Origin of the sequence: Salana multivorans (genome assembly GCF_003751805.1) — a bacterium.
GTDB classification, from domain to species: Bacteria; Actinomycetota; Actinomycetes; order Actinomycetales; family Beutenbergiaceae; genus Salana; species Salana multivorans.
Window position 1 is genome coordinate 258,946 of sequence record NZ_RKHQ01000001.1, and the last position, 14,961, is coordinate 273,906.

Consider the following 14,961-nt stretch of genomic DNA (forward strand, 5'->3'; position numbering starts at 1 on the left):
GGGCCTGCCACCACCGCGGCCAGCGGTGGGCGGTGGGGGTACCCGTGCGCCGGTCCGTCGGGTGCCGGTCAGGAGAGGTGCGAGACCAAGTCGCCGCGGGCGTCGGGATCGACGACGACGTCGGCCAGCCCCAGCCACTCGGCCATCGTCGCGAGCTCGGCGACCAGCTCGGCCGCGACGCGGACCGGCGACGGCCACGCCGCGAGCTCGCGCCGGGACCGGCCCGCCGGCACGGGCTCGAGGTGGGCCTCGCGCAGGACCAGCACGCCGGCCCGACGGTCGGCCTTGAGGTCGACGCGCGCCACGAGCTCGTCCCCGAGGAGGAACGGCAGGACGTAGTAGCCGTGCGTGCGCTGCTCGGCCGGGGTGTAGATGCCGATGCGGTAGTGCATCCCGAACAGGCCGAGGAGCCGGGAGCGCTCGAACACCAGGGGGTCGAACGGCGCGAGCAGCGCGCGACCCGACGCGCGCCGCGGCTCGCGCGCCCCCGCGGCGAGATAGGCGCGGCCCCAGCCCGGGACGGTGACGGGGGCGAGCTCGCCCTCCTCGAGCAGCCGTTCGACGGCCGGGAGGACCACGTCAGCGCGCAGGCGGTAGTAGTCGCGCAGGCAGCGGACCGTGGCGATCCCGTGGGCCCGGGCGGAGCGCAGGACGAGGTCGCGCTGCGCGTCCTCGGTCGACCTCGGACCGTCGGCCGGCGGGATGACCCGCTCCGGCAGGTCGTAGCGGCGCTCGAACGACGCCGTCCGCTCGAAGCAGGCGAGCTCCCCGAGGATGAACAGCGCCTCGATGAGCCGCCGCGCGTCGCTGTGGTTCCACCAGCCACCGCCGGGTCGCTCCACGCCGAGCGCGTCCTCGATCTCGCGGGAGGTGCTCGGTCCGCGGTCGCGCACGACGGCCAGGATCTCCCCGGCGAGCGTCTCCCCCGCGTCGAACCGGTGCACCGCCCAGGGGCGCGTCCGCGACGCCTCCCGCCACCAGGCCAGGTCGTGGTACACCTCGGGCGGCACGAGCGAGGCCTCGTGTGCCCAGCACTCCACCAGCCGGCGCCGGCCTCGGCGCTGCGGCGAGCTCAACCGGTCGAGGTCGGCCGTGTCGTACGCCCCGAGCCGGGAGTGCAGCGGCAGCCGATGCGCCCGCGCGAGGATGTTGACACTGTCCACCTGGAGCAGTCCCAGCCGCTCGACCGTCCGGACGACGGCCGCGCGGGTCGGTGCGGGGCGCGGGCCGGCCAGTCCCTGGGCGGCCAGGGCGATGCGCCGGGCGCGGGCGAGGGAGATCGTCTCGGTCGATGCGTGAGCCACGGGGGCATCCTTGCGCGCCCCACCGACATTCTCGGCCCGACATGCGCATCGGCCGCCCGGATGGACCGGGCGGCCGATGTCGAGCCTCTCGCGCGGCGCGGGCCGCGGCGACGGTCAGTCGCGGACGGCGGCCTCCGCGTCGAGCCGGATGACGCCGAACGTCCAGCCGCGCCGGTGGTAGACCACGGCGGGCTGCATCGTCTCGGCCTCGATGAACAGGAAGAACGGGTGGCCGGCCAGCTCCATCTCGTCGATGGCCTGCTCGACCGTCATCGGGGTGGTGCGGTGGACCTTCTGCCGCACGATGACCGGCGAGTCGCCGAGCTGGCTCTCGACGGCGACGTCGTGCTCGGTCGGAGCCTCGATGCGCGACGGCGCCGCCTCCTCGGCGACCTCCTCCGTGCCCTCGGGCAGCGTCGACGGGTCGATCGCCGCCAGCGCCCGCGCCTCGCGGCGCGCGGACTTCGCCTTGCGGCGGTCGTGCGCGCGGCGCAGTCGCTCCATCAGCTTCGTCATCGCGACGTCGAGGGCCGCGTACGGGTCGGACGCGCTGGCCTCGGCCCGCACGACCGGTCCACGGTCACGAACGGTGAGCTCTATCCTCTCGCTGGCCGCGGCCTGACGCGGGTTCGCCTCGTGGATGACCTCGACGTCCACCCGTTGCGCGTAGGGCGCGAGCTGGGTGACCTTCGAGAGCTTGTCCTCGACGTGCCTGCGGAAGCGAGTGGGGACCTCGGTGTGACGACCGACGACGACGATTTCCATCGTGACCTCCGATGTGTTCACCGGCGCACCTGCGCCGGACGAGCTGACGGGACGACGCCCCTCTAGGGGCGCCTCGACTGCGGCCTCACCCCCTCGCCGAGCACCGGGTCCGGCCTGGTCGGCCTGCCGCGCCAGTGCGGCTGGATCACTCGGTACTCCATGCGTCGACGTTAGTCGAAAGCACCGGCGGGAGACAGTTCGCCGGGTCGTGTCGAGGGTTCGTCTCACGTTGTGGTCGGCACAAGACCCGGTCAAGCGACCGTCAAGGAGCGGCGCCGCCGGCCGATCGACGGAGCGCTCGACGCGCTCGACTACCGCGGGGACCGCCCGGGCGCCCCGGCCGGAGCTGGCCCCGCGTCCTGACGACGGCGCCCCCGGACCCGGGCGCCCGCGACGACGACGCCGCCCACCACGACCCCGCCGGCCGCCCGCACCGCCTCGGCGCAGCGCGCGAGCGTGGCACCGGTCGTGAGGACGTCGTCGACGAGGAGGACGTCGTGGCCGGCGAGGTCGAGCCGGGCCCGCACGCTCGGGCCGCCAGCGCGCCCGCCGGTGCCACCCGCCCCGTCAGCCCCGATCCGGGCGCGCTGGCCCCGGCCGCGCTGACCACGCCACGCGGCCGGACGCAGCAGCCGGCGCAGCGGCTGGCCCAGCGCGGCGACGACGAGCGCGTCCCGGCCCGCGAGCGACGCTCCCCGGGCGACCGGGGCCGCCAGCCGGGCGACGTCGGGCCGGCCGCGCAGGCGTCGGCGCGGACCCGAGGGCACCGGGACGACGAGGAGCGCGCGCCGGACGAGGCGCGCGGGCGCGCCGCGCTCGCCACCGACCGCACCGCGCCCGCCGCGCTCGCTCCCGACCGCACCTCCGGCGCCGCGCTCGCCTGCCACGAGCGCGCCGACCTCCGCCAGGCGGGGTGCGAGCACCAGCTCGACGTCGCGGCGGCCACCGGTCTTCCAGCCGAGCACCAGGCGCCGCAGCCCGCCCTCGTAGTGCCCGAGGCCCCAGACCGGGAAGCTGCCGTCGAGCGCCGGTGCGTCGGCGTCGAGCCCCACCGGCCGCAGCTCGTCCCGGCACGCGGGGCACACGACGACCCGCGGCTCGCCGCACCCGGCGCACTCGAGCGGGACCACGAGGTCCGCGAGCGCCGACACGGTCTCCCGGACCTCCCGCCACGCCCGGCTCCCGACGCGCACCGCCCCGTCCCGCTCGCCGGCCGCTGGGTCAGCCGGGGAAGGATGGGTAGGCCATGTCCTCGGCCAGGGGCGACCAGCCGCGGGTCGCGGCGCGGGCGAGGAGACGCCCGTCGCCCGTCGCGACGAAGACCTGGGAGACGCCGTCGCCGGCCGCGACCCACACGGGCTGCGCCGTCGCCGACAGCGACGAGGTCGGACCGCTCACCGTCGTCGTGCGCGCGAGGAGCGGTCCGTCGCCGGCCGAGATCCCGAGCGTCACGGCGACGGTCGAGTCGGCCCAGACCGCCCCGAGCACGTCGTCGAACGCCGCGAGCGCGACGCCGTCGCCGATCGAGACGGGCGCGTCGTCCCGGCCGCGGACGATGCCGTGGACGCTGACGACGACGTCGTCCCCCTCCCGCCGGGTGACGAGGACGCGGGCGCCGTCCCGAGACACGCGCACGCCGAGCACCGGCCCGAGAGCCGCGCCGAGGGAACCGTCCGCCTCGTCCGCCTCGTCGGGGCCGACCGCGACGTCGACTCGCTCCCCGTCGGAGGCGCGCACCGCGAACACGCCGTCGGCCGTCCCCGACCACACCCAGCCGAACCGGTCGAACGACGGCGCCAGCAGGTCGCCCCCCTGCGCGAGGACGCGCTGCTCTCCGGTCGTCCTGACCAGGAGCAGGTCCTCGCCTGCGACGACCGCGACGTCCGGATCGGTGCCGTAGGCCAGCGTCGGCGCCCGCCAGGAGCCGGTGTCCGGGGGCTGGGTCGCACCGGTGTCGGTCGCCTCCTCCGGCTGGGCATCAGGCTCGTCCGGGTTCGCCGGCTCCTCCGGCGCGGTCGCGGCATCGGTCGCCTCGGGGGCCCCGGAGGCCTCGGCGCCGGCCGAGCCGTCGCCGGACCCGTCGGTCGTCCCGTCCGTCGCGGCGAAGGCCGGGTGCGGGACGAGCTCCTCGCCCGTCAGCATGACGAGCCGCCCGCCGGACAGCGCGATCATCGTCTGGCCGACCCCGCCGGGCAGCTCGGGGAGCTGGACGTCGGCGGCCGGCTCGTACGGGGTGTCGCCGAACCAGACGGTGACGCCCCACACGCTCGGCAGGCTCATCAGGGTCTGGCGGAGCTGCGCGTAGAGCAGGTCGGCAACGTCCCGCGGCACGTCGGCCCCGTCGAGGTGGACCTCGGCGTTCCCGTTCGCCTCGTTGAGCACGACGCCCGCCGTGTCGACGCGCAGACCGTCCGGGACGGCCGTCGTGACGGAGTCGGTCAGCCACGGCACGGGGCCGGCGAGGAGCTGCTCGACGGCGTAGCGCGCGGCCCGCCGCGTCGGCACGTAGCGCACGTCGGGCACGAGCACCTCGTGGTCCGGGCTGAGGAACGCCACCGGCACCGGTCGGAACACCGTCGCGAACGTGCCCTCGGTCAGCAGCAGCCCGTCCGGCAGGGACTCGATCCGCCACTCGCCGTCGACGCGCGCGAGACCGAACGTCAGCTCGGACGGCGCCCGGCCGATCTCCGGCAGGTACGCGCCGACCGCGTCGAGGCCCCCGACGGCGACCACCTCGACGACGACGGAGACGCGGTCCGCGTCCGCCAGCTCCTCGGCCGCCGGCTCGACGGTTGCGTCGTCGGGCAGCACCACGCGGAGCGTCTGCGGCTCGTCGTTCGCCGCCACGAGCACCTGGGACAGCGGCGCCCAGGCGGCCGCGGTCTGCGCCGTGAGGAAGGTGCGCGCCACCTCGAAGTCGTCGCCCGACAGGCCGGCTGCCCCGGCCTGGAGGAAGCCCTGGACCAGCTCGCGCGGCTGCGTGCCGGGCGAGGGTCGGGAGGCGTCGTACTGGATCGTGCCCGCCGCCGGGGCCTCGGTCCGCCCGGTCTTGACCGGGCCGCTCGTCGGGAGCTGGGCGCACGCGACCAGGCCGAGGCAGGCGACGAGCGCGAGGACGAGGGTCGCGACGCGACCCGCCGGCCGCCTCACAGCTCCTCCAGGTCGGGCAGCTCCGCCGGCGATGGCCCGTGCCGCACGGGCTCCGGCTCGACGTCCTCGTGCGCCCGCTCGAGCTGGCCGGGCGGGTCCGTGATGACGACGCCGGCGCGGCGCGGCAGCGTCAGCCGGAAGGTCGCGCCGACCCCCGGCCGGCCCCAGGCCTCGAGGAGGCCGCCGTGCAGCCGCGCGTCCTCCGACGAGATCGCCAGGCCGAGGCCCGTGCCGCCGATCGTCCGCGCGCGGGACGGGTCGCCGCGCCAGAACCGGTCGAAGACCTGCTCGGTCTGCCGCTGGGTCATGCCGAGGCCGTGGTCGATGACGCTGACCCCGACCGCCCGCTCGTCGGCGCTCACCACGATGTCGATCGGCTTCCCGTCCGCGTGCTCGACCGCGTTCGCCAGGAGGTTGCGCAGGATCCGCTCGACCCGTCGGGGGTCGACGTCCGCGCGGCACGCCTCGTCCGGCTCGGTGTGGACCAGCGTCGTGCCCATCCGCTCGGCGAGCGGCGCCGCGAGGTCGACCGCCCGGCGGACGATGACGCGCACGTCGAGGTGCTCGACGTCGAGGACGGCGGCGCCCGCGTCGAACCGGGAGATCTCGAGGAGGTCCGCGAGCAGCGACTCGAACCGGTCCACCTGGGTGTGGAGCAGCTCGGCCGAGCGGCGCGTGCCCGGGTCGAACGCCCCGCGCGCGTCGAAGATCATCTCCGAGGCCATCCGGATCGTGGTGAGCGGCGTCCGCAGCTCGTGGGAGACGTCCGAGACGAAGCGCTGCTGCACCTTCGACAGCCCGCTCAGCCGCTCGAACTGGTCCTGCAGGCTCGAGGCCATCTCGTTGAACGAGCGGCCCAGCGTCGCGAGCTCGTCCCGCCCGGCGACGCTCATCCGCTCGTCGAGCCGGCCCGCGGCGATCCGCTCGGCCGCGTGCGCGGCGCGCTGCACCGGGCCGAGCACCTGCCGCGCGAGGTAGAACGCCATGGCGGCGAGCAGCCCGAGCAGCGCCAGGCCGGCGACGACGAGGGTCTGCTGGATGAGCCGGAGCGTGGCCTGCTCCGGCACGAGGCTGTAGACGAAGTAGAGCTCGTACGGCCCGACGTCGGGGATCTGCACCTGGGCACCGACGACGATGCCGGGGCCGGAACCGCTCGTGGTGGTGACGGCGATCGGCTGCCACTGCTGGACCGTGTTCGTCTGGACGGCCTCGCGCAGCTCCGGGGACAGCTCGACGCTGCTGCCGACCGTGAAGTCGATCGGGATGCCCGCCGCCTCGGACGGGCTGCGGCGCAGGAGCGTGCCGACGGCACCCGAGCCGGGCGACTGGTTCGCCTTGATGATCTCGGCCGCGACCGTCTGCATCTGCGCGGGCGTCCCCGCCGTCGTGTTATCGAGCTGCGTCTGGATGAGCGACGTGCGGCTCGCCGCGTCCGCGAGCGCCTCGTCGACGCGCTGGTCGTACAGCGTGTCCCGCACCCGGTCCGACAGCGTCACCGACACGAGCATCAGCGCGATGATGCCGACGAGCGTGGTGACGGCGAGCACCCGCAGGCGCAGCGACGATCCCCACGCCAGCCGCGCCCGGCGGGCCAGCGAGCCGAGCCGGGCGACGACGGCGCGTCGCTCAGGAGGTCGCGGCACCGGCCCGGTACCCGACCCCGCGGACGGTCACGACGACCTCCGGGTGCTCCGGGTCCCTCTCGACCTTGGCGCGCAGCCGCTGCACGTGGACGTTGACGAGGCGCGTGTCCGCCTGGTGGCGGTACCCCCACACCTGCTCGAGCAGGGCCTCGCGGCTGAACACCTGCCACGGCTTGCGCGCGAGCGCCACCATGAGGTCGAACTCGAGCGGGGTGAGCTGGATCTGCTCGTTCCCGCGCATCACGCGGTGGCCGGCGACGTCGATGACGAGGTCGCCGATGTGCAGGCGCTCCGACGCGTCGTGGTCCTGCCGGCGCAGCCGGGCGCGCACGCGCGCCACGAGCTCCTGCGGCTTGAACGGCTTCACCATGTAGTCGTCGGCGCCCGCCTCCAGCCCGCGGACGACGTCGATCGTGTCGCTCCGGGCGGTCAGCATGACGACGGGCGTGTCGGCCAGGCGGCGGATGTCGCGGCACACCTCGATCCCGTCCTTGCCGGGGAGCATGAGGTCGAGCAGCACGAGATCGGGCCCGACCTCGTTGAACACCTCGATGGCGTGCTCACCGTCCTGGCAGAACGCGGCCTCGAAGCCCTCCGAGGCCAGCACGATGCCGATCATCTCCGAGATTGCCGGGTCGTCGTCGACCACGAGGATGGTGCAGGTCATGCCCCTATGGTGGCATCCATGAGCGGTCCGCGCGGCTGGGGTGAGCCCACCTGGGGACAGACACCGTCCGAACCGACGTCCGACGTCCCGGTGGACAGCGCGCGTCCCCTGCTGGGTCTCGGCGAGCTGATGGACCGGACGATCGCCACGATCCGCTGGGCGCCGGGCGTCACCTGGGCCTTCGGCGGCGCGATCGTCGGCGTCCTGGCGCTCGTCGAGGGCGGTCTCGCCGCGGCCCTCGGCCTGCGCGGCTACGTCGAGGCGCTCGGGACCGAGGACCTCACCGACCTGGACGCCCAGCTCCCGGCGCTCGCCGCGAGCGCCGTCGTCTCGGTCATCGCGTGGGTGACCGGCCTCGTCGCGACGGCGCTGTGCGCGGGCGCGGCCGCCGTCGTCGTCGATCGCGCCGGCGGCGGGCTGTCGACGGACGACGACCTGCGACGCGCTCCCACCCGGCCGTCGGTCGCCGCCGTGTGGGCCGCGCTCCGGCCGCGGGCCGCGGGCGCGGTCGGCCTCGCGCTCCTGCTCGCCGTCGCCATCGGCGCCCTGGTGGCGCTGCCCGTCGTCTGGCTGCTCGCGTTCGGGGCCGCCGGGGCGTGGGGCGTCGCGATCGGCGGTGGGGTCGCGGTGGCGATCGGGGGCGTCGTGCTCGCGCTGTGGCTGCTGCCCGTGCTCGCGCTCGCGCTGCCCGAGCACGTCGCGCCCACCGCCGCGCTCCCCGGCGGTGCGCTCGCCCGGAGCTCGCGGCTCGCGCGCGGGGCGCGGTGGCGTCTCGTCGGCGTCTGGCTGCTCACGAGCATCGTGCTGGCCCTGGCCGGCGGCGTGATCTCCGGCCCGTTCGGCTGGCTCTCGACCTGGCTCGCCGGCGTGGGCGACGGCGCGGGCACGGCGGTCGCCTGGGTCGTCGGCGGGGCGGTCTCCGCGGCGGTCACGGCACCGATCGGCGCACTCGTCCTCGCCCTGGTCCACGCCGACCTGCGCCCGCGCGGCTAGATCCGGCTCCCGTCCCGAGCGAGGCCCTCCGGGCGTGGGGCAGACCTCGCGGAGGTCCGCCCTCACGGCCGGAGGGCCGGCTCGACGCGGGGCGTCAGCCCAGGGCGCGACGGCGGCGCACGGCGAGCGCGCCGGCACCCAGCAGCAGGAGCACGGCCGCGAGGGCCAGGACCGGCGCCGGGGTGGCACCCGTGTCGATCAGCCCGTCCGATGCGCCCGGAGTACCGGACGCGCCACCGGTCGACGCGCCGCCGCTCGACGTCCCGCTCGGGCCACCGTCGCTCGGACCGCCGGTCGGCGACCCGCTGCCGCCGGTCGGCGTGCCACCACCGGTCGGCGTGCCACCACCCGTCGGCGTCTCGCCGCCGGTCGGCGTCTCGGTCCCGCCGTCGTCGGCGACGACCTCGAGCGGCGCCCAGCCCACGAGCTCCGCGTCCTCGTCGAGCACGACGACCTGGTGGTCGCCGATCTCGACGGCCGCCGGCAGCACCAGCGTCGCCGCGCCGTCGCGCACGTCCAGCCAGCCGGCCGGCACCGGGTCGGACGCCACCCAGACGTAGACGCGCTCGCGCTCGCCCAGCCCTCGGATGACGACGCTGCCGCCCACCTCGACCCGGTCACGGTCGAGCGTGACCGAGCCGCGGGTGTCGGGCGTCAGCGCGTCGTGCCCCGGGAACGCCGGGTCGCCCGCGGGGGTCGCCGTCACGGTCACGGTCGCCGTCCCGGTGATCGCCGGATCGGCGAGGGAGCTGGCCACGACCTCGACCTCACCGGCCGAGACTCCCGTGACGACGCCGTCCCGCGACACCGTCGCGACCGACTCGTCCGACGAGGTCCACCTGACGTCCTGGTCGGCACCGGCCGGCTCGACCGATGCCGTCAGCGTCACGCTCGCCCCGACCTCCACCGTCGCGGTCGCCGGCGTCACCGAGACGCCGGTGGGCGACGGGACGGGCGGGGGCCCGTAGACCTGCACCTCGACGAGGCCGGCCGCCCAGGCGGCCGCGTTGCCGTTGTGGTCGTTGACGACGGACGAGAGCGCGACCCGGACGTAGCGGTAGCTGCCCGCGAGGTCGTCGGTCGTGAACGCGACGAGCCGGTTGCTCTCTCGGTCGGCGAGCGTCGTCCACGTCTCGCCGTCGAGCGAGCCGAGCACCGAGTACGTCGACCGCGTCTCCGAGCCGTTCCACTGCCGCCAGGACAGGTCGATCCGGCTCAGCTCGCGCGGCTCCCCCAGGTCGACGGTCCACGTGGCCGGGACGGTCGACGGCTGCCAGAAGTTGGTCGAGTCGCCGGAGAGCGCGGTGTTCGTCACGACGCCGTCGTTCGCGGCGCCGGCCGGGCCCTTCTCCCCCGTCGCGGACGCCTCGGAGCTCGCCGTCGCCGGCTTGCCCTGGGAGAGCAGCTCCGCGCCGGGGATGTCGATGCTGGCGGAGGCCATGTCGAAGCTCCAGCCCGGCTGGTAGGTCAGCTCGACGCCGTCCTCGCCGATGGTGAGCGGGAGCCACACGTAGGTCGAGGCCCCGAGCATCTTGGAGTTCCACCGGTCGCCCATGTAGATGAACGAGCGGTCGCCCGCCTCGTTCTCCAGCGTGATGATGTTCGTCGGCTGGCTGTAGAACGAGGTGTTGTTGCCGATCATCGACAGCTCGCTCCACCCGTCGGGGCTGCCGAGGTCGTCCGTCGAGGCCACCCGGGTCTGGTTCGGGTACCAGCCGGACTGCCCGGAGGTGACGACGTAGTAGCGCCCCTCGACCTTGACGACGGCCGGCGCCTCGCGGTGCCCGCCGACGAACAGCGGGTAGGAGGTGTCGACCTCGACGTCGGTGTAGTCGTCCGTGAGCCGGTACACGCGCATGTCCTGGTGGTCCTGCGCGCTGAACAGGTACGCGGCGTCGGAGTCGGGATCCTTGAAGACCGTGAAGTCGCGTGAGCCGTAGCCCCAGTTCCCGTCCGTCCCGGGGTAGGTCGGGTCGGCCGCGTCCGTCGCGATCTCGCCGACGCCGGGCCGGAAGTTGCGGACGACGGTGTAGTCGCCGTCGATCGTCGGGCTCGTCGCGACGATGAGGTGCGAGGCCGCGTAGGAGTCGGCGGTCTCCCAGTGACCCCACAGGACGAAGGTGTCCGTCTCCTCGTTGTAGAGCAGCTTCGGCCGCTCCCACTTGCACTCGGCCTCGGCGTAGGTGCCGGTCTCGCACACCCCGGGGGTCTCGGTGGTCACCAGGTCGTGGACGAACTCCCAGTTGAGCAGGTCCTTGGACCGGTAGAGCGACACGGCGTGCAGCACGGCGCGGTTGTGGCTCTTGTTCTCCCCGACCCAGTAGAACCAGCCGTCGTGCTGCAGGAAGCCGCCGCCGTGGGCCTGGATCGTGTCGCCGTCGGTGTCGAACCAGGGCCGGCCGATCGGGACGGAGGTGTACCCGTCAACGGGGAGGGGCTCCACGATGTACTCGAAGCTGCTGACCGCGCTGGAGAACCCGTTGCGCAGGGCGACCGCGCGCAGCGTCGCCGACGCGGTGAGCCGGATCGGCGCGGTGTAGCGCGTCCCGTTCGTGACGGACGGTGTCGACCCGTCGAGCGTGTAGTAGATCGCCGCGCCGGCGGTGGCGCTGGCCAGCTCGACCTCGGCCTGGTCCGACTGGACGCCGGGCGGGAGCGAGGAGGTCGGCGCCGCGACCACGACCGGGGTCGTGTCGACGACGTGCTCGCCGCGCGCGAGCGCCAGCCAGGACACGGCCGGCGCCTCCGTCCCGGCGGTCCGGGTGAGCGCCAGCGTGAGGACGCCGGCCTGCGGGACCTCGACCGTGCCCGTGACGAGACCGGTGCGGTTGCTCGAGGAGACCGTCACGGGCGAGCCGATCTGCACGGGAGCGGTCAGCCCGCCGCCCGAGATGCTCGCCGTGAACGTCCGCGGCCCGCTCCACCACTCCTGGGCGCCGACGGTCACGGTGTAGGTGCCCGCCTCGGTCACCGGGAGCTGGTAGGTCAGCGGAGCCGTCGACGGGGCGTTCTTGCCGTACAGGCCCTGGCTCGTCCGGTCCCCCGGGGTGTCGGGGCTCGGGGTGCGCGTGCCGTCGTAGCCGGCGTCGGCGACGTAGCCCCAGCCGGTCCCGCTCGCCTGCCGGTCGGACGCGTCGTTCAGCAGCGCCGCGCCCGCGGAGCTCGCGAGCGCCGCGGCGGCGGCGTACGGCGTCGACGCCCGGCCGACGGTCCCGGAGTCGACGTAGTACGCGAGGCCGTCGGGCAGGACCTCGACGACGGCGGTGGCGACCACCCCGTCCCGCGTCGTCCCCGTCACGACGTACTCGGCGTACAGCCGGTCGAAGTCGTAGTCGGCCATGTCCCACGTCACGGGCACCTGGACGGCGTTGCCGACGACGTCGACGAAGCCGACCCGCTCGGGCAGCTCGGGCTCCTCGCCCTGGAAGGTCGCGGTCCGGATGGTCTCGGTCTGGCGCGCGGGCCTCGGCTCGGGCAGCTCGCCCTCGACCCGCTCGCCGAAGGCGGCCAGCTCGATGACGCCGTCGGCCCAGGTGGCCGCGTTGTCGTTCGTGACGTTGTAGATGCCGGTGACGGACAGCCGGAGGAAGCGGTACTCCCCCTCGTCGGTCACGTCGTCGGCGAGGAACCCGACCTGCCAGTTGTCGGAGCGGTCGACGAGCGTCGTCCACGCCGCGCCGTCGAGGGAACCGTCGATCGTGTAGCGGTAGGCCGTCTCGGAACCCGTGACGAGCCGCGTCGTCAGCCGGACCGCGTCGACGACGGCGCGCCCGGCGAGGTCGACGGTGAGCGTGTACGGGTGGCTCCCGCCCTGGAAGTAGCCGGAAGAGGCGAGATCCGCCCCGTCGGTCACCACGCCGGCCGGAGCCGACCCGGCGGCCTGGCTGGAGGCCGAGACCGCCGCGCCGCGGGTGAGGTTCTCCCCCGGCTGGACGCCGACGAGGCCGACGGACGGGTAGTACTCGAGCGTCGGGTAGAACTCGGCGCTCGCGACGCCCCCGTCGAGCGTCAGCGGGAACATCCGCGGGTACGTGCCGCCGGCGTCGGGGTGGTGGAACTGCGCGCCCCATCGGTAGCCGACCATCGCGTCGGCGCCGTCCAGCGTCCGGACCGAGTTGAACTGGGTCCCGAAGGTCGCGGCGTTGCCGATCTCGCGCAGCGACGTCCACTCCCCCGCGAGGTCCGTGCCGGACGCGTACATCGCCTGGCTCGGGTACCAGCCCGAGGCGCGCGAGGAGAAGAAGTAGTAGGTGTCGCCGCGCCGGGTGATGCTCGGCGTCTCGCGGTGCTCGCCGACGAAGGCCGTCGCGACCAGCTCCGTCGGTGCGGTCCAGCGCTCGTCGAGCGCGATGATCGAGACGTCGCTGTTGGTGCGCGTCGCGGCCAGCAGGTAGGCGGCGCCGTCATCGTCGACGAACACCGAGGCATCGCGCGCGTCGAGCCCGAGCGGCCGGGCGTTGTACGTCTCGACGAGCGCCCCGCCCGGGGTCACCTCGGCGAAGTAGTGCTGCGCGAGGGTGTAGTCCGAGCCGTTCTCGTAGTGGCCGTCGATCACGACGCGGCCCGTCGTCGGGTTGAGGCGGGCGCCGAAGCCCTCGAGCTTCGCGTCGGTCAGCGTCGCGAGCGCGCGCTTCGGGCCGAAGGCGACGCCGTCGGCCGAGGAGCGCTCCCAGATCGTCACCGTGCGCTCGGCGCCGGAGCCCGACGCGTCGGTGCCGTAGGAGTAGTAGGTGCCGCCGACGAGGATGCCGGTCGGCGTGCCGGGCGGCGTGAGGCTCGACCCCGCGGCCGTGTTGTCCCACACGATGGGGGACGACGACGGCGTGAACGGCGTCAGCGGTGCGAGCTCGTCGAACGCGACGAGCGACTCGCCCGCGTAGGCGCGGACCTCGAGCACGTGCGCGCGGTCCGGCTCGAGACCGAGCACGTCGAGGGTGTCGCCCGTGGCGGAGCCGACGACCTCGCCGTCGACGAGCACCTCGTACCGGTCGGCGTCGGCCCGGGCGGGCCAGGTGACCGTCGCGTTCGTGACGGCACTCTCGCCCTCGAGCCGGAACAGGGTGGCGGTGCCGGCCCACGCCTGCGGCGCCGGCGGACCGGCGAGGCGCTCGACGGCGACGAGGCCGAGGTGGGCGTTGTAGCCGCCGGAGGCCTGGAGCTTCTGCGTCTCGAGGCTGATCGTCGTGCGCCGGGTGAGCGTGAGGTCGTGGGTGACCCAGACGGGCGGGTGGATGCCGTCGGCGGACTGCGTGACCTGGACGGTCCTCTGGTCGACCTTCTGGCCGTCGACGTTGAGCCAGCTCCCGTGGTCCTGCGTGCGCCGCGGCACGTGCGCTGCGTGGACGCGGTAGGTGCCGGGGTCGAGCGTGAGGCGGTAGACGAGGCCCTCGTCGGCGTCGTTCTCATCGCCCGTGAAGGAGGACGCGAAGTCGGCGGCGTTGCCCGGGGTCACCGACACCTTCTGGTCGTTGGCGGGGTTGCGCTCGATGTAGCCCCAGGTGTCGGCGTCCGCGGTCACGCGCCGGTCGGGCACGTCGTTGAGGAGCGTGCCGGGCGCGAGCGCCGCGGCGGCGTCGTAGAGGTCGGAGGTGTTCGGCGCGACCCGGCCCGTGTCGATGAGGTAGACGAGGTCGGCCGGGACGACCCAGACCGTGGCGGACAGCGCCACGTCCTCGCCGTCGAGGTCCGCCGTGCCCGGGACCGTCACCGACGTGAAGGGGGTCGTGAGGTCGAGACCGGAGGCGTCCCACGCGGCGGGGACGGTCACGTCGCCCCCGTCGCTCGACAGGCGCACCGTCGCGGGGAGCGCGGGCGCGGCGCCAACCGTGGTCGCGACGGTGACGGGCTGGGCCTGCGTCGCCGCGAGCGCGGTGACCGCCGCGCGGGCGGCGGGGGCCGGGGCGGCTGCGTCGGGGTCGGCGGGAGTCGACGGGGCGGCGGCGTCGTCGCCGTCGGCTGCGTCGGGCGTGGACGGGACGGACGCATCGGGGGCGGCGGACTCCGCCGACTCCTCCGCCGGGGTCCCGCCCGACGTCGCGACGGAGTCCTCGGTGGCCGAGGGGGTTGCGGCGACCTCGTCGGCCGTCGCTCCCAGGGCCGGGGCGGCGGTCGACAGGCCGAGCGTGAGCACGAGCGCAGCGGTCAGGCTGGCACCGATGCGGCGCGCGCCACGGCGCGTCCGGGTCAGGGCGGTAGGCATCGCGGTCCTCTTTGATCGGGCGAAGCAAAGTGATCATCACCGATCGGCACACCCCGCCACGACGCGGACCGCACGACCGGTGGACGGAACGCTAGCCCGATGCGCGCCCTATTGCTACCCCTTAGAATAATCCTCGTTCAATCACATCCGATCATCCACGATCACTGATGCGCTTCAGGCGCGACCGTGGTCCGCGTCACACGGTGACAGGGGTCCGCGACCCGTCGCCGACGTCGTCAA

8 protein-coding genes are annotated in these 14,961 nt (G+C 74.8%); 1 reads left to right on the forward strand and 7 read right to left on the reverse strand.

Annotation, left to right across the window (positions count from 1 at the left end; all coding sequences use genetic code 11):
* Positions 1-68: 68 nt before the first annotated feature.
* The 6 genes from EDD28_RS01345 to mtrA form a co-directional block, all read right to left on the reverse strand.
* Entirely contained in the window at positions 69-1,304 is a 1,236-nt protein-coding gene (locus EDD28_RS01345) for a winged helix-turn-helix domain-containing protein (protein WP_123737997.1), read from the reverse strand.
* A gap of 114 nt (positions 1,305-1,418) precedes the next feature.
* Positions 1,419-2,069: a ribosome hibernation-promoting factor, HPF/YfiA family gene (gene hpf / locus EDD28_RS01350; protein ID WP_123739851.1), complete on the reverse strand. Its 651-nt coding sequence runs from the start codon at positions 2,067-2,069 to the stop codon at positions 1,419-1,421.
* Positions 2,070-2,380: 311 nt separating this feature from the next.
* Positions 2,381-3,262, reverse strand: coding sequence for a ComF family protein (locus EDD28_RS01355; protein WP_123737998.1), 882 nt, complete (start codon positions 3,260-3,262; stop codon positions 2,381-2,383).
* A 28-nt stretch (positions 3,263-3,290) separates the two neighbouring features.
* Entirely contained in the window at positions 3,291-5,219 is a 1,929-nt protein-coding gene (locus EDD28_RS01360) for an LpqB family beta-propeller domain-containing protein (protein ID WP_170169311.1), read from the reverse strand.
* Positions 5,216-6,862, reverse strand: a complete 1,647-nt coding sequence (gene mtrB, locus EDD28_RS01365; protein ID WP_245967862.1) for an MtrAB system histidine kinase MtrB — start codon at positions 6,860-6,862, stop codon at positions 5,216-5,218. The genes EDD28_RS01360 and mtrB overlap by 4 nt, the downstream gene beginning before the upstream one ends.
* Positions 6,846-7,529 carry an MtrAB system response regulator MtrA gene (mtrA, locus tag EDD28_RS01370; RefSeq protein WP_123738000.1) on the reverse strand — a complete coding sequence of 228 codons (684 nt, stop codon included), beginning with the start codon at positions 7,527-7,529 and terminating at the stop codon, positions 6,846-6,848. The genes mtrB and mtrA overlap by 17 nt, the downstream gene beginning before the upstream one ends.
* Positions 7,530-7,547: 18 nt before the next feature.
* On the opposite strand from mtrA, the gene EDD28_RS01375 reads away from it, so the two are divergent.
* The gene (locus tag EDD28_RS01375; protein ID WP_123738001.1) at positions 7,548-8,522 is read left to right on the forward strand and encodes a hypothetical protein; all 975 of its coding nucleotides are present in this window, start codon (positions 7,548-7,550) and stop codon (positions 8,520-8,522) included.
* A 94-nt stretch (positions 8,523-8,616) separates the two neighbouring features.
* Here the strand turns inward: EDD28_RS01375 and EDD28_RS01380 are convergent, their stop codons facing one another.
* On the reverse strand, positions 8,617-14,721 hold the full coding sequence (locus EDD28_RS01380) for a discoidin domain-containing protein (protein ID WP_123738002.1): 6,105 nt from the start codon (positions 14,719-14,721) through the stop codon (positions 8,617-8,619).
* Between the last annotated feature and the right edge of the window lie 240 nt (positions 14,722-14,961).